25 protein-coding genes and 1 tRNA gene are annotated in these 21,427 nt (G+C 47.1%); 16 read left to right on the top strand and 10 right to left on the bottom strand.

The window, feature by feature from the left end; translation table 11 throughout:
- Positions 1-53 precede the first annotated feature (53 nt).
- Positions 54-130, bottom strand: a tRNA-Arg gene (locus ICL80_RS17720).
- A 176-nt stretch (positions 131-306) separates the two neighbouring features.
- On the opposite strand from ICL80_RS17720, the gene ICL80_RS17725 reads away from it, so the two are divergent.
- Entirely contained in the window at positions 307-816 is a 510-nt protein-coding gene (locus ICL80_RS17725; protein WP_194214044.1) for a hypothetical protein, read from the top strand.
- Here the strand turns inward: ICL80_RS17725 and ICL80_RS17730 are convergent.
- Together ICL80_RS17730 and ICL80_RS17735 are read right to left on the bottom strand one after the other, a co-directional pair.
- Positions 803-1,696 (bottom strand): P1 family peptidase, encoded by an 894-nt coding sequence (locus ICL80_RS17730; RefSeq protein ID WP_228073672.1) that lies wholly within the window; start codon positions 1,694-1,696, stop codon positions 803-805. The genes ICL80_RS17725 and ICL80_RS17730 overlap by 14 nt on opposite strands.
- Positions 1,686-3,092, bottom strand: coding sequence for an ATP-binding protein (locus ICL80_RS17735; RefSeq protein ID WP_194214046.1), 1,407 nt, complete (start codon positions 3,090-3,092; stop codon positions 1,686-1,688). The genes ICL80_RS17730 and ICL80_RS17735 overlap by 11 nt, the downstream gene beginning before the upstream one ends.
- A 283-nt stretch (positions 3,093-3,375) precedes the next feature.
- Between ICL80_RS17735 and rpmH the strand changes: the two genes are divergently transcribed.
- From rpmH to yihA, 5 genes are all read left to right on the top strand, one after another.
- A complete protein-coding gene (gene rpmH, locus ICL80_RS17740) occupies positions 3,376-3,510 on the top strand; it encodes a 50S ribosomal protein L34 (protein ID WP_194214047.1) in 135 nt (44 codons plus the stop codon).
- Positions 3,511-3,609: 99 nt separating this feature from the next.
- Positions 3,610-4,026 (top strand): ribonuclease P protein component, encoded by a 417-nt coding sequence (gene rnpA, locus ICL80_RS17745; RefSeq protein ID WP_194214048.1) that lies wholly within the window; start codon positions 3,610-3,612, stop codon positions 4,024-4,026.
- The gene (yidD, locus tag ICL80_RS17750) at positions 4,023-4,367 is read left to right on the top strand and encodes a membrane protein insertion efficiency factor YidD (RefSeq protein WP_194214049.1); all 345 of its coding nucleotides are present in this window, start codon (positions 4,023-4,025) and stop codon (positions 4,365-4,367) included. The genes rnpA and yidD overlap by 4 nt, the downstream gene beginning before the upstream one ends.
- Before the next feature lie 20 nt (positions 4,368-4,387).
- Positions 4,388-6,109, top strand: a complete 1,722-nt coding sequence (gene yidC / locus ICL80_RS17755; protein WP_194214050.1) for a membrane protein insertase YidC — start codon at positions 4,388-4,390, stop codon at positions 6,107-6,109.
- Between the two features lie 2 nt (positions 6,110-6,111).
- On the top strand, positions 6,112-6,765 hold the full coding sequence (yihA, locus tag ICL80_RS17760; RefSeq protein ID WP_194214051.1) for a ribosome biogenesis GTP-binding protein YihA/YsxC: 654 nt from the start codon (positions 6,112-6,114) through the stop codon (positions 6,763-6,765).
- On the opposite strand, the gene ICL80_RS17765 is transcribed toward yihA, so the two are convergent.
- Together ICL80_RS17765 and ICL80_RS17770 are read right to left on the bottom strand one after the other, a co-directional pair.
- Positions 6,762-7,133: an Hpt domain-containing protein gene (locus ICL80_RS17765; protein WP_194214052.1), complete on the bottom strand. Its 372-nt coding sequence runs from the start codon at positions 7,131-7,133 to the stop codon at positions 6,762-6,764. The two genes, yihA and ICL80_RS17765, sit on opposite strands and share 4 nt — an antisense overlap.
- Before the next feature lie 68 nt (positions 7,134-7,201).
- Positions 7,202-7,462: a DUF3253 domain-containing protein gene (locus tag ICL80_RS17770; protein WP_194214053.1), complete on the bottom strand. Its 261-nt coding sequence runs from the start codon at positions 7,460-7,462 to the stop codon at positions 7,202-7,204.
- A 112-nt stretch (positions 7,463-7,574) separates the two neighbouring features.
- Between ICL80_RS17770 and ICL80_RS18315 the strand changes: the two genes are divergently transcribed.
- From ICL80_RS18315 to ICL80_RS17800, 6 genes are all read left to right on the top strand, one after another.
- The gene (locus ICL80_RS18315; RefSeq protein ID WP_194214054.1) at positions 7,575-8,534 is read left to right on the top strand and encodes an FKBP-type peptidyl-prolyl cis-trans isomerase; all 960 of its coding nucleotides are present in this window, start codon (positions 7,575-7,577) and stop codon (positions 8,532-8,534) included.
- 232 nt (positions 8,535-8,766) lie between these two features.
- Positions 8,767-9,726, top strand: coding sequence for a hypothetical protein (locus ICL80_RS17780; protein ID WP_194214055.1), 960 nt, complete (start codon positions 8,767-8,769; stop codon positions 9,724-9,726).
- Positions 9,727-9,818: 92 nt separating this feature from the next.
- Positions 9,819-10,919: a ZIP family metal transporter gene (locus ICL80_RS17785; RefSeq protein ID WP_194214056.1), complete on the top strand. Its 1,101-nt coding sequence runs from the start codon at positions 9,819-9,821 to the stop codon at positions 10,917-10,919.
- 11 nt (positions 10,920-10,930) lie between these two features.
- On the top strand, positions 10,931-11,686 hold the full coding sequence (locus tag ICL80_RS17790; RefSeq protein WP_194214057.1) for an SDR family NAD(P)-dependent oxidoreductase: 756 nt from the start codon (positions 10,931-10,933) through the stop codon (positions 11,684-11,686).
- 98 nt (positions 11,687-11,784) lie between these two features.
- Positions 11,785-12,858 carry an AI-2E family transporter gene (locus ICL80_RS17795; RefSeq protein WP_194214058.1) on the top strand — a complete coding sequence of 358 codons (1,074 nt, stop codon included), beginning with the start codon at positions 11,785-11,787 and terminating at the stop codon, positions 12,856-12,858.
- A gap of 75 nt (positions 12,859-12,933) precedes the next feature.
- The gene (locus tag ICL80_RS17800; protein WP_194214059.1) at positions 12,934-13,284 is read left to right on the top strand and encodes a hypothetical protein; all 351 of its coding nucleotides are present in this window, start codon (positions 12,934-12,936) and stop codon (positions 13,282-13,284) included.
- A gap of 39 nt (positions 13,285-13,323) precedes the next feature.
- Here ICL80_RS17800 and cysK read toward each other — a convergent pair whose 3' ends face one another.
- The 3 genes from cysK to ICL80_RS17815 all read right to left on the bottom strand — a co-directional run bounded on the left by cysK (position 13,324) and on the right by ICL80_RS17815 (position 16,011).
- Positions 13,324-14,244 carry a cysteine synthase A gene (gene cysK, locus ICL80_RS17805; RefSeq protein ID WP_194214060.1) on the bottom strand — a complete coding sequence of 307 codons (921 nt, stop codon included), beginning with the start codon at positions 14,242-14,244 and terminating at the stop codon, positions 13,324-13,326.
- A 10-nt stretch (positions 14,245-14,254) separates the two neighbouring features.
- Positions 14,255-15,127: a serine O-acetyltransferase EpsC gene (gene epsC / locus ICL80_RS17810; protein WP_228073673.1), complete on the bottom strand. Its 873-nt coding sequence runs from the start codon at positions 15,125-15,127 to the stop codon at positions 14,255-14,257.
- A 110-nt stretch (positions 15,128-15,237) separates the two neighbouring features.
- Positions 15,238-16,011, bottom strand: a complete 774-nt coding sequence (locus ICL80_RS17815) for a lysophospholipid acyltransferase family protein (RefSeq protein ID WP_194214061.1) — start codon at positions 16,009-16,011, stop codon at positions 15,238-15,240.
- A gap of 139 nt (positions 16,012-16,150) precedes the next feature.
- Here ICL80_RS17815 and ICL80_RS17820 point away from each other — a divergent pair, with 139 nt between their 5' ends.
- From ICL80_RS17820 to ICL80_RS17835, 4 genes are all read left to right on the top strand, one after another.
- Entirely contained in the window at positions 16,151-16,483 is a 333-nt protein-coding gene (locus ICL80_RS17820) for a PilZ domain-containing protein (protein WP_194214062.1), read from the top strand.
- 233 nt (positions 16,484-16,716) lie between these two features.
- Positions 16,717-17,037, top strand: coding sequence for a hypothetical protein (locus ICL80_RS17825; protein ID WP_194214063.1), 321 nt, complete (start codon positions 16,717-16,719; stop codon positions 17,035-17,037).
- Positions 17,034-17,291, top strand: a complete 258-nt coding sequence (locus ICL80_RS17830) for a hypothetical protein (protein ID WP_194214064.1) — start codon at positions 17,034-17,036, stop codon at positions 17,289-17,291. Before ICL80_RS17825 ends, ICL80_RS17830 begins: the two co-directional genes overlap by 4 nt.
- 26 nt (positions 17,292-17,317) lie before the next feature.
- Positions 17,318-18,847 (top strand): PepSY-associated TM helix domain-containing protein, encoded by a 1,530-nt coding sequence (locus ICL80_RS17835; RefSeq protein WP_194214065.1) that lies wholly within the window; start codon positions 17,318-17,320, stop codon positions 18,845-18,847.
- Between the two features lie 222 nt (positions 18,848-19,069).
- Here ICL80_RS17835 and ICL80_RS17840 read toward each other — a convergent pair whose 3' ends face one another.
- Together ICL80_RS17840 and ICL80_RS17845 are read right to left on the bottom strand one after the other, a co-directional pair.
- Positions 19,070-20,413 (bottom strand): MFS transporter, encoded by a 1,344-nt coding sequence (locus tag ICL80_RS17840; RefSeq protein ID WP_194214066.1) that lies wholly within the window; start codon positions 20,411-20,413, stop codon positions 19,070-19,072.
- Between the two features lie 181 nt (positions 20,414-20,594).
- Positions 20,595-21,425, bottom strand: coding sequence for a helix-turn-helix domain-containing protein (locus ICL80_RS17845; RefSeq protein WP_194214067.1), 831 nt, complete (start codon positions 21,423-21,425; stop codon positions 20,595-20,597).
- Between the last annotated feature and the right edge of the window lie 2 nt (positions 21,426-21,427).

Raw genomic sequence — 21,427 nt, forward strand, 5'->3', positions numbered from 1 at the left:
GTAGTTTTTAGATTGTCAAAAGTCAAAGAATGGCTTGTATCTGGGGGGGAAAGTGGTGCACCGGGAAGGATTCGAACCCTCGGCCCCCAGATTCGTAGTCTGGTGCTCTATCCAGCTGAGCTACCGGTGCAAAGATACTCAAAACAAAATCGACCGCATAACGATTCGATGTGCGGCGGAACCTAATAAGAATGTTTTCGAAATGCAAGCAGGAATTCTCTTTTTCTTGTTCGCGGGAAAATTCACAGCTAAGTTAGTAAAAAAGCGCCCCTGTTTAACCTTGAATATCCAGCACTGGTTCCGTCTATGATCAAACACTTTTGCGGTTTTACAACCCTTGTTGCCTGCCTTATCCTTTATGGGTGCAGCAGTTATAGCGGCAACTGGCCAAGCTTGTCTGACCCCATACCCGGTGCCAGCGAAAATACAAACGGCGAAGTACGCGCGCACGAATCGGCTGCCCCTTCAACCCCGGTGGAGCCTATAGGCATGGAAACAGAGACACCCTTAACCGTTTCAACAGCGATAAAACAGCTCACTGCCATACGGGCTGACCTCGCTAAAGCCGATACAACATACCAATCTGCCCGCAGCGCGATTGCTACCGCAGCACCCGCTGAAGACAAAGAAATAGCATGGCGTGAAGCACAGCTTATGCTCACCCGCCTCAGTACCACCCTGAATAAATTAGATGCGATTATTTACTCCGCTCAATTAAAGGGGAAACCGGTACGGGACAATGCTGCTACGCTTTACAGCGAGCAAGAAGCCTATATTGCAGATGAGCGGCAAAAACTGGCCTCTATGAAGCCTTAACTGCTTTTTGCACCGCATGGGCAACACAGTCTGCCGCTAGACCGCCTAGTATGGTCAACGTTAAAGCAAGGTTGCTATCCACCTCCATATGGCCCGTTGACATGGCAAACAACGTATCGCCGTCAAACGGTGTATGAATTGGGCGAATACTTCGGGCAAGGCCGTCCTGTGCCATTATGGCAAGCCGCGTACACCCCGCTTTATCAAGCTTAACATTGGTTGCCACTGCCCCAATTGTGGTGTTGGTGCCCACAAAGCCCACCTTTGGCAGGTCTATTACACCGTGGGTGGGGCTACCTCTATACACACTACCAAATGAATTTACAGCCACCAGCGCGCTTACTATCCAGCCCTCATGTGATACAAGGCTTGCGCCCGCTATACCGCCGCGCACACCGCCTGCACGGGCGCCGTAGCCAGCACCAAAAGCGCCTTCGTCTACCGTGGTAGATAAAGCCGCATGGGCTTCTGTGCCCAGCCGCCTGTATGGGGGCTCGGTGCCCCAATCCTTATTGCCGCCGTTCATCAGGTCAAACAATATGGCAGAGGGCACCACAGGCACCGCTCGCGGCCCAAAGGGTAGGCCAATGCCTTTTTCTGAAAGCTCTGCCGTAACAGCATCTGCCGCAGCTAACCCAAACACACTACCACCGGAAAGCACCAATCCGTGTACCTTCTCAACAAGACAAGTTGGGTCAAGCGCCTCTGTATCACGTGTACCGGGGCCACCACCGCGCACATCCACACCCATTGTAATAGGGGCGTCCGGTATAATAACTGTTGTACCGGTTAGGATCGTTGTATCATGCGCTTGCCCAACACAGAGGCCAGCAACATCCGTAAAGCTATCATGCTTGCCCAGAACGGCCTTAATCTGCACCACTGGTTTCCTCCCCCGGCAGGCAAATACCAAAGATTGTACCTTGTGGTGTGGACTCGATCAGATCAATGCGCCCACCGTGCGCAAGAATTATATCACGCGCTGTGGCGAGACCAAGGCCAGTACCACCCGCGCGCGTTGACATGAAAGCCTTAAAAAGCGTTGGTCGTGCTTCATCAGGAATACCGGGGCCGCAATCCGCTATCTTTATATGCGCTGTGGTATCTGTATCAGCTACTGCGGTGATGGTGATTCGGCCGTCCACCCCCTGCACTTCATATGCATTGCGACAAAGGTTTAAAAAGACACGGTGGATCTGGTCCGGATCAGCATAAATACAAAACGTTTCCTCAAATTCCATCTCGAAAGAAAAGTCCGGCGCATTCAAAAGCCCAAGAGATGCACCGACATCAACCAGAATATCTTTCAGGTTTAACTGTTTCTGTTCAGGCTCAGGTTCCGTTACCTTACCGTGGCGCATTGTGCTTTCACAAAGTGCAATCGCACGGCTAACAGCAGACATAAGCCGGTTGGATACTTTTTTCACATGGGGGTCTTGCACATTTTGCAGCGCATCTGAGGCTAACTGCGCTGTTGCCAAGATATTTCTTAGATCGTGGTTGATCTTCGCGACAGCTTCGCCAAGCGCCGCAAGCCTGTTTTTCTGCTTGAGGCTTTGGCGCAGTTCGTCCTGCATGCGGCACAGTTCTCGCTCCACAAGGCCAATTTCATCTGGGCGTCTTGAGCTGGCTTTCAGTTTTTGGGCAGCTTCCGGGTGACGGCGGAAAGATACAATGCTGGCTTTCACTCGCCGCATGGGCCGCACCAGCATCCAGTGCAGAGCCAGATAAACCAAAATGCCGGTAAACAGCGAAATAATGGCTGATAACACCAGAATATTATTCGAGTAATTCGTGAGCGCTTTATAGAGAGCTTCTTCATCCAGCGTCACTTCAAAAAGCCTGGTGCCAGGTACCATAGGGTCACCCACCACCCGAATCACCCTATTACCGCCTGCCTCAAGTGTATCAAAAGCGCCTTTAATCAACATGCCGAGCGATGGTTCACGCATGTCATAAACCGCTTGCACCTCTTCCGGCATGGTATCAAGACCCAGCAAATAGCTTTTATCTTCACGCCGCATAATCACCGAAATAACACCGGACGTTTCCAAAAGCCTATGTTCATGATCGGGGCTGACAGAATTATTAGGGGCTGCCTCTAGCGCAATCGTTGCTATTTGGGCATTTTCGAGCCGTTTTTCGAGGAAATCCTGCCGAAATGTGGCAATCGACGGAAGGTACACAAAGCTAGAGACCACCATCACAAACAGGAAGGTGAGAACAAGCAGGCGTGACCTGAGGCTAGATGTTATCGGTCTATAGTGTTCTGGCATAAACTGTTTTGAATCCCATCCACCGACGAAATGCAAGCAAACAAACGTATTAATAGCTATTCTATAGAAAATTTTGTATGAAGCACTATGTGTATTTGGTCATTATTACCGGCCTGATTATATCATTTACAGCATAAATCAGGCATGATTGCGATCTTATACCTAATATTTTGCGGTTGTTTGGTGGCACAAGCAGTTGACTTGGGCTTCTTGCGCCGCTATATAGCCCGCTCGAAATTCAAGCGCTAGGCCTAGAGCCTGACGCATAGCTGGAGTAAATGAAGTGAAACGTACATTCCAACCAAGTGTGCTCGTACGTAAGCGTCGTCATGGTTTCCGTTCACGGATGGCAACTGTTGGTGGGCGTAAAGTGATAAACGCTCGTCGTGCCAGAGGCCGTAAGCGTCTGTCAGCGTAAGGCTGCGGCGCTAATAGCGCCAACCACACACCTCAGAAAAGCCGACCGTGAAGTTATCCGGTCGGCTTTTCGGGTTTATAAGGCACCTTAAGATTTCCCATGGTCCAGAAGGATAAAACACTCACGCGCCTAACAAAACGGCCTGAATATTTGGCTGTTGCAGCAACACGCCGCAAGTGGGTTACACCTTCGTTTATCCTACAAGCTAAACCCGCAGCATCCGATTCGCAGCCAAGAACCGGCTATACTGTATCTAAAAAGGTGGGAAATGCCGTTATTCGTAGCAAAGCACGCAGGCGCCTGAAAGAGGCAAGCCGCACTATTATGGCTGCAAACGGCCAACCGGGCTGGGAATATGTTTTTGTTGGCAGACAAGCCGCTTTTGATTATCCGTTTGAAAAAATGAAGGCCGATATCAAATGGGCCCTTGCAAAACTTGCTTCAAATGCCGACTTACAAAAGGCAAATGCGGCCAAAACCGCAGACAAGCCCCAAATGAACAAAGGCCAACGATGAATAAACCGACAGAATCCTCAAGGGAAAACCCCTCGATTCTTGCTTATGTTTTTCTGGCCTTTGTCCGGTTTTACCAGCTTTTCATATCCCCCCTAATTGGCCCACGCTGCCGGTTTCAGCCAACATGCAGCGCCTATACTCTTGAAGCGATTCGCTTACACGGTGCCTTTAAAGGCGGCTGGCTGGGCCTGCGACGAATTGGAAAGTGTCATCCTTGGGGTGGATTTGGATATGATCCTGTGCCACAAAGCGGCAGCACAAATGCACATGGTCGGCACACCGGCACATGTGCAACTGAAAATTTAGTGAATAATGTAGATCACTCCCGGCACAGCCGGTGATAGTTTGGGTGTAAAGTCTGATGGGCGAAAACAAAAACTTTATCCTGTTCGCGGTTATCGCAATGGCGATTTTATTTGGATATAACTTCCTTGTGGCAGGGCCAAAAAAAGAAGCTGCCATTCAAGAATACCAGCAGCAGATTGAACGGGAAAAGGCAAGCGCGGATATAACACCCGCCACAGCAGCGCCTTTACAAGAAACAATGTCCCGCCCAGAAAGCACCGGTACACCGCTCGCCTTACAGGATGCCGGACAGGTCAAAATTAACACCCCTGAACTGGAAGGGTCTATTTCTCTTCGCGGCGCACGGTTTGATAACCTGTCGCTTAAGCATCATAAAACCGAAAAAGGCCCGAACGGTGAAAATATTCAACTTTTGGTCCCTTATGGTAGCGAACATGCCTATTTTGTGAACTTTAACTGGTTTGCACAACAAGCCGACAACGCCCCAACGGCAGAAACCGCATGGTCTGCCGATGCCGATACATTAACACCAGAGAAACCTGTAACCCTGTCATGGGATAACGGTGCAGGTATGCGCTATATGATACAGGTTGCTGTTGACGAAAAGTTCATGTTCACAGTGACACAAAGCGTACTGAACTCGTCTGATCACACCATCACAGTAGCACCTTACGGTTATATCCGCCGTAGTGGTAAGCCTGAAACTGCGGGCCTATATATCTTGCATGAAGGCCTGATCGGCGTGTTTGATGGCATTCTGGAAGAAAAGAAATACAAAGACCTCAAGGAAGACGGTGATTTTGAAAAGCCAACGACAGGCGGCTGGTTTGGGATTACAGACAAATTTTGGATGACAACACTGGTACCAGACTCTAAAACTCCGTTACTGCGCGCACGCCTTTCACACTCAGACGCTGGTGGTCAGGAAGCATACGGCGCAGACTATATGCAGAACTGGCAAATTATTCAGCCCGGCGGCACACTGGAGACAACAAATCGTTTTTATGCTGGTGCCAAGATCGTGGAAACAATCGACAAGTATGAAGAACAATATAATATTACGTTGTTTAACCGTGCTATTGATTGGGGCTGGTTCTGGTTTCTGACACAGCCTATTTTCAAAGGCCTGCACTTGCTCTTTAAGCTAACAGGTAACTACGGTATCGCTATTCTATTGATGACCGTTATCCTGAAGCTGATTTTGTTCCCGCTCGCCAACAAATCTTATGTCTCTATGAGCCATATGAAAAAAGCGCAACCAAAAATCAAGGCTTTGCAGGAACGCTACAAAGACGACAAGCAGCGCATGCAGCAGGAAATGATGGCGCTCTATAAAAAAGAGAAGATCAACCCTATGGCAGGTTGCCTGCCCATGATTCCGCAGATGTTTATTTTCTTTGCGCTTTATAAAACTCTATATGTCACCATTGAAATGCGGCATCAGCCTTTCTTTGGCTGGATTCAGGATCTCTCAGCGCCTGACCATTTAACACCGCTGAATTTGTTTGGCCTCATCCCATGGGACCCGCCAACGATGATTGCAGTAGGTATTCTGCCTATTCTTATGGGCATTTCCATGTGGTTACAGCAAAAACTGAACCCCCAAACATCAATGGACCCAGCCCAGCAAAAAATCATGAGCATGCTGCCCATCATTTTCACCTTTGTGATGGCAGGGTTTAGTTCCGGCCTTGTACTTTACTGGACATGGAATAACATTCTGTCGATTACACAGCAGTGGGTGATTATGCGCCGCGAAGAAGCGCGTAATAAATAATCATGCTGGAAACCCCGTACACAGAAGAAGATATCGAAACAGGCCGGCTATTATTTGCCGGCCCTGTAGACTTTGTTATGGGGGCTGTATCGCTCGATACCCTGCCCACAGCTGATAGGCCTGAGGTTGCCTTTGCTGGCCGCTCCAACGTTGGTAAATCCAGCCTTGTGAACGCGCTCACCGGCAGAAAAACACTGGCACGTACCTCCAACACCCCCGGACGCACACAAGAATTAAACTTTTTTACCCTAGGCAACGAGATGCAGCAACCAGCCTATCTGGTTGACCTGCCCGGCTATGGCTATGCTAAAATTGAACGTAAAAAAGTGCATGCATGGACCCGCCTTGTAAAAGACTACCTACGCGGGCGACCCAATTTAAGACGCATTATGCTGCTGATCGATAGCCGCCACGGTATCAAGGAAAATGACCGCGAAATTATGACCATGCTGGATGAAGCAGCAGTAAACTACCAAATCGTACTTACCAAGCTTGACAAGTTGAAGGTGGAAGACCGCGAAAAAATTCTGAAAAAAACCCAAGATGACGCCAAAAAATTCATTGCGTGTCACCCTGTCGTGCTTGCAACCAGCAGCGAAAAAGGCTGGGGTATACAGGATGCCCGTACCGAGATTGTACAGCTAACTCGCTATTAATTTTTCATCAGCCCTTTTTCGCTGTAAGCCTTGAGTGTTTCTGCAATACAGGTATCCAGTGATTGCATCAGAAGATGTAAGGTTTCTTCCGAAGCCTCGCTGCGCGCGGCCAGCTCTAGCTGGCGGCAAACTTCACCAAGATAAAGTGCCCCAAAACTGCGAGCCGCACTTTTAAGCGCATGGCCCTGATTCTCGAGCAGTCGCATATTACCCTCAGCCCTATAGGCTTGAATTTTTATATGACTGTTCAGAATTTCCAACCGCAAACTTTCAAGAAGCCGTTCGGTCGCCTCCTGACCAATATCAATGCGTAAACGCTCTATTGCCGTAGTATCCACGACCGCAATTTTTTTGGGTATATCTGCCATCTATATTCCCCTCAGTAACGATAGTATGCGTCTTTGGCCTAGAATCAAACTGCTGATACCTCATCTACCTATACTGATTCGCATGCAACAGGCTTTGCAAAGCGATAAACCCCCTTCAACCCCTCAGGGGAAACAATTTTCTTTTTCCGGATAAAATCGAGCTGCCCCGCCTTATGAAGCGCAAGTGCTTCCTGCTTAATATAAGGCAAAATTTTCTGCCATTCCCCGTCCTGTACCAAGGCCTGAGCTATATCTCTGGGGGCTACGGATTTGTTCTTTTCGATCTGTGCAATAATTTCATCGCGTATTGCCTGACTAGAAATTGCCATGTTTATAATATCCTTTTGGCCCAATTATTAACCGCTTGGGCGCTTTTTTCTTTTACCTGCTGACGCTAAACGGCTAGTGTCCCGCCCAAAATTGACAATAAGGATAGTGCAAATGCGTTTACTCGCCAATACGACAGCCCTTCTTTTGGCAGCTGCTCTTGCAGCCTGTAGCAGTGAAGCCCCTGAAAAGAAAGATAATCAGGATGCTGACCCTACAGAAACAACTGCCACTCACCCAGACACACAGGAAGCACCCTCAGATATGAGTGAAGATACCTTCATGGAAGACAACCTAGCCTACCTCAACGATAATAAAGCAAAAGAAGGCGTTCAGATTACGGAATCCGGCCTTCAGTATAAAGTTATTGAAAAAGGCGATGGCGCTACGCCTACAGCCACTGACTTCGTAACTGTACATTATGCTGGCCGCCTGATTGACGGCACTGAATTTGATAGCAGCTATAAGCGCGGCGAACCGGCAACATTCCCTGCTGGTCGTTTGATCAAAGGCTGGACAGAAGCCCTAACCATGATGAGTGTTGGCGATAAATGGCAGCTTACTATCCCATCTGAACTTGCTTACGGCGAAAATGGCGCTGGCGGCGTTATCCCCGGCAATGCAACACTGGTGTTTGATGTTGAGCTTCTTAATGTGCAAACAGAAGAGCAAATTATAGACGCCATGAAAGCACCAGAGCGCGAATTTCTTGAAGAAAACGCGAAAAACGACAATGTAAAAGTAACCGACTCCGGCCTTCAATACCGGGTTATTGAACAAGGCACAGGTACCGTGTCACCAGAATCAACTTCTATGGTTACTGTTCATTATGCTGGCAAGCTAATAGACGGTACAGAGTTCGACAGCAGCTACAAGCGCGGCGAACCAGCAAGTTTCCCACTTGACGGTGTTATCCCCGGCTGGACAGAAGGCCTGCAATTGATGCATGAGGGCGATAAGTATGAATTCTTTATCCCATACACGCTCGGTTATGGGGAACGCGGTTCTGGACGCAGCATTCCGCCCTTTGCGACACTTATCTTTACAGTCGAGCTTATTTCAATCGGCGGTTAAGCCTTACAGAAGACATAAAAGGCCGTAACAGCGGCCTAACACTTCTGTAAAAAAGAAATATAAAACCAGATCCAGAAAGGCGAGTGCCAATAAAAACGGTACACCAACATATTTCATGGCAATAAAAAAGGCCCAAGCGGTCAATCGGGGTGGCGTAAGACGCCATCCCATTATAGTGTTAGCTTTGTGACCTCGTGTAAACATGAGGAAATGGTAACAGGCACTGACATGAATGAAAATGGTAAATAGCCACATCACCTTTAAGATTGGTGTCCTAAACCCGGTGGAATGGACAGATATATCTTCTGAATCCCCCTTCCCTTTGCAACAACACCCCTGCTATGGGCTCGCCTTAAAAAAATACGGCGCAAATCCCCTACAACTAAATATATATGAAAATGAGGCCCTCATTGGCCGTGCCCTTGTGATGCAGCGACGCTTCTTAAGAATGATAGATTTTTCGTCCATTTTTAGAGGGCCTGCATGGTGCGACCATACCCTAGCCCCAGAGAAAAAACTGGCCGTCCTGAAGGCACTAAAAAGCCAATTTAATCCATTTCGCTGGAACTTCCTGTCTGTTATGCCTGAGGAACCAGCAAGCGATTCCTTTAAATCGTCTATGCGGTCTATTGGGTACCGACAGGTTGTAACAGGGTTTTCAACAGTTTGGATGGATATCCGCCCGCCTGTTGCCACGCTTAGAAAAGCGCTAAAAGGTAAATGGCGCAACCAATTGAAGACTGCCGAAAAAAACACCATCGACATCAGCATCGGCGGCAAAAAACCCCACCAATATAGCTGGCTCTTGGAAAAAGAAGCACTCCAGCGCAGAGAAAGGCAGTACCAAGGTGTGCCTGTTGGTCTGGTAACGGCCTACAGCGAGGCAGGAACAGCAAAAAACAGGGCAGGCATTCTTTCTGTTACGGCTCTGTCAGACAGAAATAAAATCGCCGGAGCGGTTTTCCTGCTGCACGGGAATAGCGCTACATACCACATAGGCTGGGTTGGGGAAGAAGGCCGGCAAAAAAATGCCCAGAACCGCGTACTGTGGGAAGGCATTTGTGCCTTGAAAGAAGCAAATATTAGTTTTCTCGATCTTGGTGGCCTGAATACTGCAGACCTTGCCGGTATTGCACGTTTCAAGCTGGGCCTAGGCACAGCCCCTACAAGCTTGGCGGGCACCTATATTTAAATAAATCCCTGAATCTTTCTCTGTTTTGTCTGGCGTTCCAAAGTGTAATATTATAACTATACATTTCTGCGCACACAGACTGGATATTTAGTTTGGATATTGTACTTATAGTTTCGGTTTTAATTATTCTAACAGCCCCTGTGCTGAGCCGTTTTTTTAAAGACAGCCAGCGCATTAAAAGTGGGCTGGATGGTTTTGTGCTGGTCGCCGTTATTGGCCTTATTACTCTGAACCTGTTGCCTGAAGCTTTGCAATATGGCGGTATTCCAAGTTTTTTGATCGCTGTAACGGGTTTTATTCTGCCGTATCTTGCCGAGATTATATTTCATAAATCAGAGGAAATGACCCACCGGGTTATTATTCTTATCTCTGTACTTGCTGTTGTGGTTCATGCTGCCAGTGACGGTGCTATTCTTGCGTTTGCCCACAGTGCTAATAGTGGCTCGTTTATCGCGACAGGCGTTCTTTTGCACAGGATGGGCGAAGCCATCACCATATGGTGGTTACTGCGACCAATTTTTTCTGTACGGTCAGGCCTTGCAATTCTGGCCGCGCTCGCAGCCATGACCATTATTGGCTATTATATCGTTCTCTTTGCACAGGACTGGTACAACTTGCCCCTTGTAGGCTATTGGCAGGCGTTTGCCGCTGGGTCGCTGTTTCATATTGTGATGCATCCTATTGCAGGCCACGAACACAGCCACACGGGTAAGCCTGTGACGCAGGCACACAGGCTGGGCACTGCGCTTGGTGTCGTTTTTGTGTTTTTGCTAGTTGGGTCTTACTATCTCCAGCATTTGCATGAAAGTGCCACCATTATTGCAGAAACAGAAACCATGCGCCTACATCATGAAATGGGCTATTTGGGCAGAGCTGCACTCATTGCTGCACCGCTAAATTTACTGTTTTTGATAACGTATCTGCTTTATCAGCGACTACGGGCGAAAAAAACTGAGGACCTTTACGCCTCCCTTCAGCGCGCAACGCCGTGGACACTTGTTATCTGGCTAGCCTTTACCATTAAAATGGCTCTTTTCCCGATGTATGAATTTCCCATTATCGGCGGCGGCATGGTTGCTTTTTATCTTTGGCTTGGGATTATGTGTTGCATTTTGGTGCATAGCGGTGCCAGAAACTTTTTCTCGGTATTGATGCCCAGTATCAATACCCATAAGCACAATCACAGCCACTAAAGGCCCAAACTATGCGTTTCCAAGGTAAAACAGTCATTGTAACAGGTGGTACATCTGGCCTTGGTGAGGCAGTGGTGAAAGCCTTTGCTTGTGAAGGGGCTTCTGTGCATTTTTGCGGCCTAATTGACCAAGAAGGCGAACGAGTAGAACAAAGCACACAAACGCTTGCAGGCAGTGCAACATATTATAACGCTGATGTGCGTATCGAGAGCCATATGAAAGAAATGGTTGCCGCTGTCGTAAAGAAAACTGGCAAGCTTGACATTGCAGTTAACAATGCCGGCATTAGCCACCCGGCCGCCCGTTTTGCTGACCAGGACACCAGTATTGTGGCAGATGTCATGCAAACAAATCTTATGGGTGTATGGTTTGCTATGCGCCATGAGATTCTCGCCATGAAGGCTGCAAACAGCGGTGCAATTATTAACATCGCCTCTATCCTTTCAAAATCTGGGGCAGAATGGATGGCCGCTTATGGTGCCAGCAAACATGCTGTGATTGGCCTTACCAAAAGTGCCGCCCTCGATTATGTAGCGAACGGTATTCGTATCAATGCTGTATCGCCCGGTCCGATGCAAACACCCATGCTGGACCGTGCAATAGAAGATATCGGCGGCGACATGAGCAAATATGCGGGTGGCTTCCCAAAAAGTGGACCGGCAAAGCCTGAAGAAGTTGCGCAGACAATCCTGTATCTCGCAAGTTCTGAGGCTGGCTATACAACAGGCGCAAATATTGTTGTAGACGGCGGCGTATCAAGCGGTTAGACACACCCCATACAGGTCGCCTTGAACCTGCCATAATAATCAGCGAGTATGAATGGCCGCTAGCACTAGCTAGGCCCGCCGCACAGGAGACATCCAAAATGAACATGGTTAGCGCTTGGTTCCGCAAAACTTTTGCAGACAGCCAAGTTGTAATGCTGGTTCTTGTGATTTTAATCACGCTTCTTCTGGTATCTCTTTTTGCAAATATGCTGGCGCCTGCTATTGCAGCTATTGTTCTTGCCTTTTTGCTGGACGGTCCAATTGAATGGCTAAAACGAAGGGGCGCAAGACCATCTGTTGCCTTAACCGTGGTGTTTTTGGGCTTTATCCTGCTTGCTCTGGTCACGCTTCTTGCTGTTATACCACCATTGATAAAGCAGGTTGGGCAATTCATAAAAGACAGCCCTGCGATGGTGGCGAGCCTTAGAGAGGCTTTCATTACACTGCACCAGCATTTCCCCAACATTGTTTCTGACCACCAGGTAGATACATGGCTATCGCAGATTGGTAATGAAATGACTAATCTTGGCCCGCGTCTTTTGCAATATTCTCTCACTGGGCTAACAGGTGTTGTGGCTTTCGTGGTTTATATGGTTCTTGTCCCTGTTATGGTGTTCTTTTTCCTAAAGGACAAACGCCAGATTTTAAACTGGATGGGGACATTTTTCCCGTCAGACAAGCCCCTGCTTGAGCAAGTGTGGCGAGAAATTAACGAGCGCGCTGGTGATTATGCCCGAGGCAAAGTGTATGAAATTCTGATCGTTGCTGTTGTTGCCTTCATCACATACCAATTCATTGGCCTGCGCTATGCTACCCTCCTTGCAGTTGCGACAGGGCTTAGCGTTGTTATTCCGTATTTTGGTGCAGCAGCAGTCACCTTCCCTGTTGCGCTTGTTGCATATTTTCAGTGGGGGATGAGCGGTGAAACATTGGGAGCGATCATTGCATACCTGATCTTGCAGGCTCTTGATGGCAATTTACTCGCGCCGCTTTTATTCTCTGAAGTTGTGAAGCTACACCCTAATGCTATTATCATTGCCATTCTGGTTTTTGGCGGAATTTGGGGGCTATGGGGGGTGTTTTTTGCCATCCCTCTTGCAACAGTCGCCAATGCCATCATCAGGGCTTGGCGTGAACGAACCGAACATATTCGGAATTCTACGGCAGCTTAATGCAAAAAACTTTTCAAAAGACCCGATTTCTGCCTACAATAGGACAATCGTGCAAATGACAAGGCCAGTCACTTTATGATACTCGAATCTCGTAGCATTATCTTTTCCGATGAAGAATTGGTATTAGCACTTCGCCCGCTTATAGAAAGCAGGGGGCTTGTAGCTGATAACAATGTCACAGGTGTTGATAACAAACTTGACACTGACGGCGAAGTTTCTGTCACTGTTACTATCACTGATAAAGACCCAGTTGACTTTAGCAGCCGCGAAGTTGGCGCTGCGGTCCTTAACCACTGTATTGAACAGGGCATTCCCTTGCCCCGAGGTTCTTACAAAGAGCTTGCGATCAGAGGGAACCACATTGCTCTTATTGTTAGGCTGGAAACGGGTGCTGCTAGCCCTGAAATTGATGAAGGCGACGAGTAAACCCCGCCGCCTTTCATAGGAAACACCTTCAGGTGAACTTTATTCCGGCAGAAAATCCGGCACTGAAAAGTACCTTTCGCCAGAATCGTAACAGAACCCCAGTACTTTTGATCCTTTTGGTATTTCTTCAAGTTTTTGCGCAATCGCAGCAAGGGTCGCACCAGAGGAAATACCCATAAGGATACCTTCTTCCCGAGCCGCGCGCCGGGCCATTTCTTTGGCTTTTTCCGGTTCAACCTGAAGTACACCGTCCAGAATATCGGTATTTAAAACATCGGGCACAAAACCTGCCCCAATACCCTGAATAGAGTGTGGCCCCGGGGCCCCACCCGATAAAACCGGTGATAAAGTTGGCTCCACTGCGTAAACAGCAAGTGATGGCCACTTGTCTTTTAGTACCTCAGCACACCCCGTTATGTGCCCACCAGTACCAACACCTGTTATCATATAATCAAGGCCGCCGGTCGCGTCAAAATCGTCAAATATTTCAAGGGCCGTCGTTTGTTTATGCACCTCCACATTAGCAGGGTTCATAAACTGTTGCGGCATCCATGCACCTTCTGTTTCAGCAAGAAGCTCAGTCGCTTTTGCGATCGCGCCTTTCATACCCTTTTCTTTGGGGGTAAGCACAAATTCTGCACCGTATGCCAGCATTATGCGCCGCCGCTCAATAGACATAGATTCAGGCATGACCAGAATAAGGCGGTAACCTTTAACCGCTGCCACCATAGCAAGGCCAATGCCTGTATTACCGGATGTCGGCTCAATAATTGTACCACCAGCCTTTAAGGTGCCAGCTTTTTCAGCTGCCTCTATCATGGCAAGGGCAATCCTGTCCTTAATAGACGCACCCGGGTTTGCCCGCTCAAGTTTTAGCCAAACTTCATGATCAGGAAACAGCCGCAATACTCTGACGTGCGGCGTCTTGCCTATTGTTTCAAGTATTGTTGCAGCTTTCATTATCGTCCCCTTAATTACTTTTACTGGCAGACCCTGTGCGAGCCTGTATTGAAACAATTTCATCGTTGTCAGTGGGCTTGAACATAACCCGTGATGCCTCAGGCACAGAGCGTGTTATCCAGACATTACCGCCAATGACAGAGTTTTTGCCAACAACTGTACTGCCCCCAAGAATGGTAGCGCCCGAATAAATCACAACATTATCTTCAATGGTTGGGTGCCTTTTCTTTTTCCGCGCTTCTCTGTCAACACGCAGAGCGCCAAGTGTAACACCTTGGTAAATTTTGACATTATTACCAATGACCGCCGTTTCACCAATCACAACACCTGTGCCGTGATCAATAAACATCGAATGCCCAATGGTCGCGCCGGGGTGAATATCAATACCGGTTTTCTGGTGTGCATATTCGGTAATCATACGCGGCAGTAATGGCACACCTCTCTGGTACAAGCGGTTTGCAACCCTATAGGCTGCTACAGCATAAAAACCGGGATAACACAGGATAACCTCTTCCACTGAAGTCGCTGCTGGGTCACCTTCTACAAGGGCGGCTGCATCCATGTGGCACTTGTCTGCAATTTCAGGCAAGTCTGACAAAAAGCGTTGAACCAGCAGCCGCGAGCATCCAACATCTTTGTCTCTGCATAGTGGCTCAACGATACCATAAAAAGCTTCTTCCAAAAGCTTGATATGCTCCTCAAGAGACAAGCTTTCGTCAGACGCCACCGCATAATGCGGAAACATAACAGACATTGTTTTTTTAAGCACGTCGCCAATTTTCTTCAAAGACAGCCCTGAAAGATCACCATATTTTTCATGATGCTTTCTAAGTTGAGCAGCAATTGTATTTGCGCTAACCGATATCTCAGGTACTTTTTTCATCTCGCTCTCCGCTAACCGGCCCTGATTATATATCCATTTACATTATAAGCCGAGGGAATATCTACAAGCCCTCGTTAGACGAGAATTTCTTCATCGTACCGCGACAAAAGCTATTCTTCCGCCTGTTCATGTTTTGCTTCTAACAAGTGCCCAAAACCCTGCTCAATAACAAGCATATTACTACGGTCTACAATCCATGTCTCAAGTTGGGCCATAAAAGCGTCTTTATCAAGGCCTTCCGGTATAGGCGCCCCAATATCAAAAACCATGGTACCAGACCGGTGCCAAAAGCTTTTACGCCAAAAAAGCCCGGTGTTGGTGGCAACAGGCACAACACGCAAGCCCGTTTCCTGCTGTAAAAAATAAGCGCCACTTTTTAGCTTTTTCGCCTGCTGACCAATCCGAATACGGGTTGCTTGCGGGTATACGATCAAAGGCCTACCCATTTCTACAACGCTGTTACCCACTTCTGTCATGCCTTTATGTGCATGGCGAGCTTCCCGGTCGATACGTATAACCTGCATTTTTGCAAGAATACGGCCAACGATAGGGGTTGAGAATAGTTCTTTTTTAGCGAGTGCTGTTACATCACTTCGAAGACAGAAGGTCATAATTGCATCTGCATTACTCTGATGGGCAGCTGCCAGAATAAACCCGCCCTCTTTAGGGTAGTTTTCCAAACCGCGGTATTCTGCTTTAATGCCCATAATCCAACGGGCAATCCAAAGCGATGAACTGCAATAAACACCCACCATACGGCGTACACGTTTTTCGGACTTAAAATAGCATAACGGTAATACAGCCAGCCCCAAAAAAAGAATGGTGAAGCTATAAAAGACTATATTAAAAAAAACAGATCTTATGGGGTCAAGCCAGCGCATCATAGTTCAGCCTTAGAAAACAATAACAGGTTAATAGTAACACACTTATGCCAAGTGCCATTTTAAGTAGCTTTAACTCAAGGAAAAAATCGGATACCTTTACATATAGCATATCAAACAAAGACGGAAAGTTGAAACACTCATGCCCAATAAGCGCCAAGATGATCGACTGCCAGTTTTATGGCGAGGTACGCTAACCACGGAGAATGACCAAGCTTATTCTTGTGAAGTACGGGATATATCTCTGGCGGGCACCTTGATAAGCTGTGAAGCCCCTCTTGAACTGGGTGACCGTATTTTGCTAGAAATTGACGGTCTCGGCGAATTTGCCGCGGAAATAAAATGGCAGGGGTCAAAACAACTTGGTTTGATGATCTTAGCCGGGCCAGACTTGGTGTTAAAAAAATTCGCAGAAAACTCTGGCTCTCGTGTCTCTGAAAAGCCAACGGGCACGTCGGACGACCCTCTCTTATAAATTGAACTAACCTCCCCTGCATCTTGTTTTTGATCTGCGCCCATGCTTTTCAGAAAGCACCTTTTACACTTCACTGCCCTGCACGAATTAAGCTAAATATTATAAATTATAAGAAAAAATCATAGATTTTATGTCACATAAATACAAAAAATCACAATAATTTCGAAATTATATTATTTTTTTTAAAGGAATCCTCTTAAGCTATCCGTATAGGGTCAAAAGGGGATAATTTTATGTGGTATCTTTTTACACTGCTTGGCGGCTATGTGACTGCAAGCCTGTACTATAAGCGGGTCTCTACTAGTCTTGTTATGCCGGGGCAACTGTCAGTCTGGCTCGGATACGCTCTCTTGGCATGGGCTTTTATTGGCGTCATTGCATCAATGGGTCTGGAAAGAGGTATACCGGCATTTCTTATGACTGTGTCACTTACGGGCCCCGCTGCATTGTTGCTAGAATATTTTCTGAAAGATAAATGGGAGCAGTCTATTAAACTTATGGCTGCTCTGGCTTTGATAGCAGGTGTGCTTTCTACACTGGGAGACCTGCTATGATGAGTAAAGCCCAAACCATCATTGCTTTGTTCGGCGGCCTTATCACATCCACTCTTACGGCAGCAGCTCTGTTAAAAATATTACCTTTCAGTGAAATGAGTAACCTGCTTATTGCTGGGTTCCTGTTCCCTGTAATAAGCACCACTATTATTGTAGGCGTGTTTAAAGGCTGGCCTTTTAGTGGAATGCTGAAGTGTTTCACCGGGCTAGCGGGCGCATCCGCCTTGGTTCTGCTTTTCACTGCTTCCTTATAACGACAAGCATATAAAGAGAATATATAATGGCTAGTAAGTTTAGAGAACAAAGAAACCGCCTTTTGAGACTTCATTCGCTTGTTGGTGTTTTTATTGCGTTTTTCCTTTTTGTTGTGTGTTTTTCAGGAACTTTTTCCCTATTTTCGCATGAACTAGCTCGCTGGGTAGACGGCGATGTTCGCATAAAGCTGTCGGAAAACCTGCCATCCCTTGATGAAAGGTTTACCGGCTTTTTAAAAGATGCCCCAGAAGGTGCTGAGTTTCCGTTAATTGTTTTGAACTTCCCGACAGAAAATACACCTTATTATGACATGATGGCCCTTGCCGCAGCAAGTGGACCACCAAAGCAAATGAAAGGCCGCTGGTCTGGAAGTGACGCAAGTACCCTAGACATGCACGGAAACACTTTGCCAGAATGGCTAGCCTTTTTTCACACAGACCTGTGGTTGCCTTACCCGTTTGGACGGTCAATCGTTGGCATTACTGGCATATTATTGCTTCTTATTGTTGTCACAGGTTTTTTTATGCACAGACAACCAATAAAGGATAGCTTTAAGTGGCGGCCTAACAAAAACCTAATGACCCTGCTTCTTGATAGCCATAGCTCACTTGGTCTTTGGGGGCTTTTATTTCACTTTGTAACAGCTTTTACTGGTGCCGTACTTGGTTTATCTTCCCTGGTAGGTGCCATTTTTACGGTCCTTGCATATAGCGACGGAAACCATGCTGAACTAGAGCCATTCCCGCTTCCTGAATTTGAAGCACAAGGCGTGGTATCCCCTTCCATAACACCCGATGAAGTTAGTCATATTGTTAAAGAAGCGACAGGCGTTACCCCTGCAATTCTTATCGCTATTAACTATGGCAAGGATAGCGGTATCTACCGTGTTTATCATGAAGTTGAGAAAAACATGGTACGCTTTGGGGTCATTGACATTCAAGCAAGCAACGGTGTGATATTGAGCCAAGGTGAAGCCCCTGCCAATTTTGCAGCCAGAACATATGCCTCAGTTCTTCCGCTCCATACAGCTTCCTACGGGGGTATTTGGTTAAAAGTGGTTTACGGCGTACTCGCAACATCACTCAGTTTAATTATCATTACAGGCGTCATGATGTGGTTAGAACGAGCCAATGCTTTGGACGGGGCGAAAAAGGATGAACGCCTGTTAAATGTTATGAGCAAACTATCAGTTGGTGTTTGTGCAGGCTTTCCTCTAGCTGTCGTCACCACCCTGTACATTGAGCAATTTATCACCGTAGCACCCGCTGAACGCGCATTTGCCATTGGTACGTCCGTGTTTAGTATTTGGGTAAGCGCTATGATGTTTTCGTTCCTGATGAAAAAAACAGCTGCGGCGCTACGTGGTCTTTTGGCCTTAACTGCTCTTATTCTTGCCGGGTTACCCGTCCTGAATTATCTAGTGTACGGGGACGGCATCTCCGCCCTTCTTTCCACAGGCTCCCATGCTGTTATTATAGCTGATGTCGTGTTCTTGCTTCTAGCCGCAGGCCTTGCCCTGATCGTCAGGACATTGAAGCGAGAATCAGCAAAATAAATTATGAAACGAGGGGTGTTGTCAGAAGAAAATTTGCACCACAATTTAATCAGGCTATGAGCTGATATAACATCAGCTCATTTCCACCCTGAAGCCCTTCCGGAATGGCAAAGACCCATAGCTTGAAGTCTGCTTAATCTAGCAATACCTGAGATTAGTTGGCTTTTGCCTGACAACGCCCAAGCTTATAAACTTACGCTTTACCGGCAATTCGATAAAAAGCTATTTTTCCACCCTTTTTTGCAGATAAACCAGCACCCAGACACACATCAGGGCCACAGCTCCCAGCAACATGAAAATGCTTTGCGCTGACCAGCCTAAATTGATTAATAAACTGCCAAGAAGTGGGGCTACAATTGCGCCAATCCGCCCAACACCAAGAGCACCACCAAGCCCGGTAGAACGAATGGCCGTTGGGTAATATATAGCGGCAACCACAGCAAGGAAAAATTGAGCTCCTAAAATACCCGCCCCTGCAAAGAATACAGAAATATATAAAATGGTTGGGTTCGTAAAAAAGTGCGCAATCACGACCATTGCAATTGCAGCAACACTTAAAACCACTTTTAAAATAGGTATCACGCCCCACTTGTCACATGCAAAACTAAGTGTAATTCCCCCAATAACGCCGCCCATATTAAATACACCGACAATCTTAAAGGCAGCATTCCTGGAGAGGCCGAACTCTGATAACAAGCCAGGAAGCCAGCTCAGCATAAAATAAAGTATAAGGAGGTTTAAAAAGAACAAACTCCAAATGAGTAATGTTCCAATAAGCCTACCCTCTTTTAACAGAGCCCAAATCGATACTTTTTCCTGCACTGCGCCTTCCGTATCGATACAAAAGCCCTTGTGTTCGGGTAGAGTTTCAGCACCTGCAATACGTTGTAAGATTTTACTAATGACAGAGAGGTCCCGTTTCTTTCTCACCAAGAAATAAACAGATTCGGGAAGCAAAAAGCATAAGAGGCCACTTACGATTATGGGTAGAGCACCTCCGATCCAGAAAATAGCTTTCCATGAATAAACTTCAATAACATGGTCAGATATAAACCCGCCAATTGCAGCACCTGCAGGAAACCCACACAGCATGATAGTTACAAAGGCAGTGCGATGCTTAGAGGGTACATACTCTGCGGTAAGAGCCAGAGCATTTGGCAGCGTCCCACCTAGCCCAACACCGGTCAAAAACCTATATATCCACAATTCTAAAAGAGATTCCGAAAAAGCTGTTGCCAAACTAAACAAACCAACGGCCGCGAAGGAGAGAAGCATCATGTTCTTTCGGCCTAGCTTATCACCCATAGGTCCCAATAAAAGTGCCCCTACCATAAGCCCCACAAGACTAGCTGATAAAACACTCCCAAAATTCGCAAGTGGTACGCCCCATATAGCCGCCAGTTCTGGAGCCGCAATGGCCATTGCTTGTGTATCAAACCCATCAAGGGCTACAACAAAACCACAAAGGATGACGATATAAATCTGATAGGCGCTAACAGGAAGAGCATCAATCATTGACGCAATATTGATCACATGTGCTTCCTTGCCTGAAGTATCTTTACCCATGTATGTATCCTTTTAAGAATTGAATAGATTAAGCGGCCTTTTGCGCTCATATTTTTGGCGAATTGGGCCATAGTCAATTTTGGCAGATACCTATGTGGCCCTTGAAAAAACACACATACTCTATCTAAAACCTGTTCCCTTATTCGCCAAATGAGGCCCCCTTGCAGCAGGGTAACCCGATCTATTGAAGTGCCCTATGGAACGTATCAGCCTTGAAACCAGAATGAATTTTCAGCAGCAAGGACTTACCTGCTTTTGGTTTATAATGGCAGGGTGGCACACCAAACCTGCGTTTGAAGGCAACCGTAAAGGCACTGACATTGCCATACCCCACATCATAGGCCACGGAAGAAACCTGCTCACCGCGCACAATTCTGGGAATCGCCATTACAAGGCGAACCTCTCGCCGCCATGCGCCAAAAGTCATGCCTGTTTCTTGCTTGAATGTACGCGTAAAACTGCGCCGGCTCATGGCAGCCTTCAAACACCATTCCCCCATTCTTTCCGGCAAAGACGGCTCCAATAAAAGCTCCTCACATACACGCAAAAGGCGCCGATCCTTGGGCATTGTTAATGGAATTTGGTCTGATACAACATTACGCTGCGTTAGATTGTGGTTCAGCATGGAAATGATCGCATTTTCGTACGAGACATCCAGCGGGCTATCACCAACCCCGACCACTTCCGTAATTAAGGATTTGATCAAGTTTGATGCCCGCAACACCCTAATATTCTTTACGTCTTTAAAGATAGATCCACTAATTTCTGCAACCTGAACAATACCAGATGAACCCCTTAAGTGACAGCAGTGCCCTGCAGGCAATAACAACACTTCTGAAAGGCTTAGGATGAAATTTCCCTGACGAGTAACGGCTGAAAACACACCGTCTTGCGGGCATACCAAATATACTGAACCACTACTCTGGAGGTCTATACCATTACAGGCATCTGCCGCAATTTCCCTACCCGAAATATACTTCTGCGGAATTTGATGTACTGGTGCGTGGATCATGG

This window comes from Kordiimonas pumila (assembly GCF_015240255.1).
In the GTDB taxonomy this organism is placed as follows: domain Bacteria; phylum Pseudomonadota; class Alphaproteobacteria; order Sphingomonadales; family Kordiimonadaceae; genus Kordiimonas; species Kordiimonas pumila.

Excerpts from the sequence above, each read along its gene's own strand:
- ICL80_RS17725 (WP_194214044.1), top strand. The coding sequence starts at position 307 with ATGATCAAACACTTTTGCGGTTTTACAACCCTTGTTGCCTGCCTTATC.
- ICL80_RS17735 (WP_194214046.1), bottom strand. The coding sequence starts at position 3,092 with ATGCCAGAACACTATAGACCGATAACATCTAGCCTCAGGTCACGCCTG.
- rnpA (WP_194214048.1), top strand. The coding sequence starts at position 3,610 with ATGGTCCAGAAGGATAAAACACTCACGCGCCTAACAAAACGGCCTGAA.
- yidD (WP_194214049.1), top strand. The coding sequence starts at position 4,023 with ATGAATAAACCGACAGAATCCTCAAGGGAAAACCCCTCGATTCTTGCT.
- yidC (WP_194214050.1), top strand. The coding sequence starts at position 4,388 with ATGGGCGAAAACAAAAACTTTATCCTGTTCGCGGTTATCGCAATGGCG.
- yihA (WP_194214051.1), top strand. The coding sequence starts at position 6,112 with ATGCTGGAAACCCCGTACACAGAAGAAGATATCGAAACAGGCCGGCTA.
- ICL80_RS17765 (WP_194214052.1), bottom strand. The coding sequence starts at position 7,133 with ATGGCAGATATACCCAAAAAAATTGCGGTCGTGGATACTACGGCAATA.
- ICL80_RS17770 (WP_194214053.1), bottom strand. The coding sequence starts at position 7,462 with ATGGCAATTTCTAGTCAGGCAATACGCGATGAAATTATTGCACAGATC.
- ICL80_RS18315 (WP_194214054.1), top strand. The coding sequence starts at position 7,575 with ATGCGTTTACTCGCCAATACGACAGCCCTTCTTTTGGCAGCTGCTCTT.
- ICL80_RS17780 (WP_194214055.1), top strand. The coding sequence starts at position 8,767 with ATGAAAATGGTAAATAGCCACATCACCTTTAAGATTGGTGTCCTAAAC.
- ICL80_RS17790 (WP_194214057.1), top strand. The coding sequence starts at position 10,931 with ATGCGTTTCCAAGGTAAAACAGTCATTGTAACAGGTGGTACATCTGGC.
- ICL80_RS17795 (WP_194214058.1), top strand. The coding sequence starts at position 11,785 with ATGAACATGGTTAGCGCTTGGTTCCGCAAAACTTTTGCAGACAGCCAA.
- ICL80_RS17800 (WP_194214059.1), top strand. The coding sequence starts at position 12,934 with ATGATACTCGAATCTCGTAGCATTATCTTTTCCGATGAAGAATTGGTA.
- cysK (WP_194214060.1), bottom strand. The coding sequence starts at position 14,244 with ATGAAAGCTGCAACAATACTTGAAACAATAGGCAAGACGCCGCACGTC.
- epsC (WP_228073673.1), bottom strand. The coding sequence starts at position 15,127 with ATGAAAAAAGTACCTGAGATATCGGTTAGCGCAAATACAATTGCTGCT.
- ICL80_RS17815 (WP_194214061.1), bottom strand. The coding sequence starts at position 16,011 with ATGATGCGCTGGCTTGACCCCATAAGATCTGTTTTTTTTAATATAGTC.
- ICL80_RS17820 (WP_194214062.1), top strand. The coding sequence starts at position 16,151 with ATGCCCAATAAGCGCCAAGATGATCGACTGCCAGTTTTATGGCGAGGT.
- ICL80_RS17825 (WP_194214063.1), top strand. The coding sequence starts at position 16,717 with ATGTGGTATCTTTTTACACTGCTTGGCGGCTATGTGACTGCAAGCCTG.
- ICL80_RS17830 (WP_194214064.1), top strand. The coding sequence starts at position 17,034 with ATGATGAGTAAAGCCCAAACCATCATTGCTTTGTTCGGCGGCCTTATC.
- ICL80_RS17835 (WP_194214065.1), top strand. The coding sequence starts at position 17,318 with ATGGCTAGTAAGTTTAGAGAACAAAGAAACCGCCTTTTGAGACTTCAT.
- ICL80_RS17840 (WP_194214066.1), bottom strand. The coding sequence starts at position 20,413 with ATGGGTAAAGATACTTCAGGCAAGGAAGCACATGTGATCAATATTGCG.
- ICL80_RS17845 (WP_194214067.1), bottom strand. The coding sequence starts at position 21,425 with ATGATCCACGCACCAGTACATCAAATTCCGCAGAAGTATATTTCGGGT.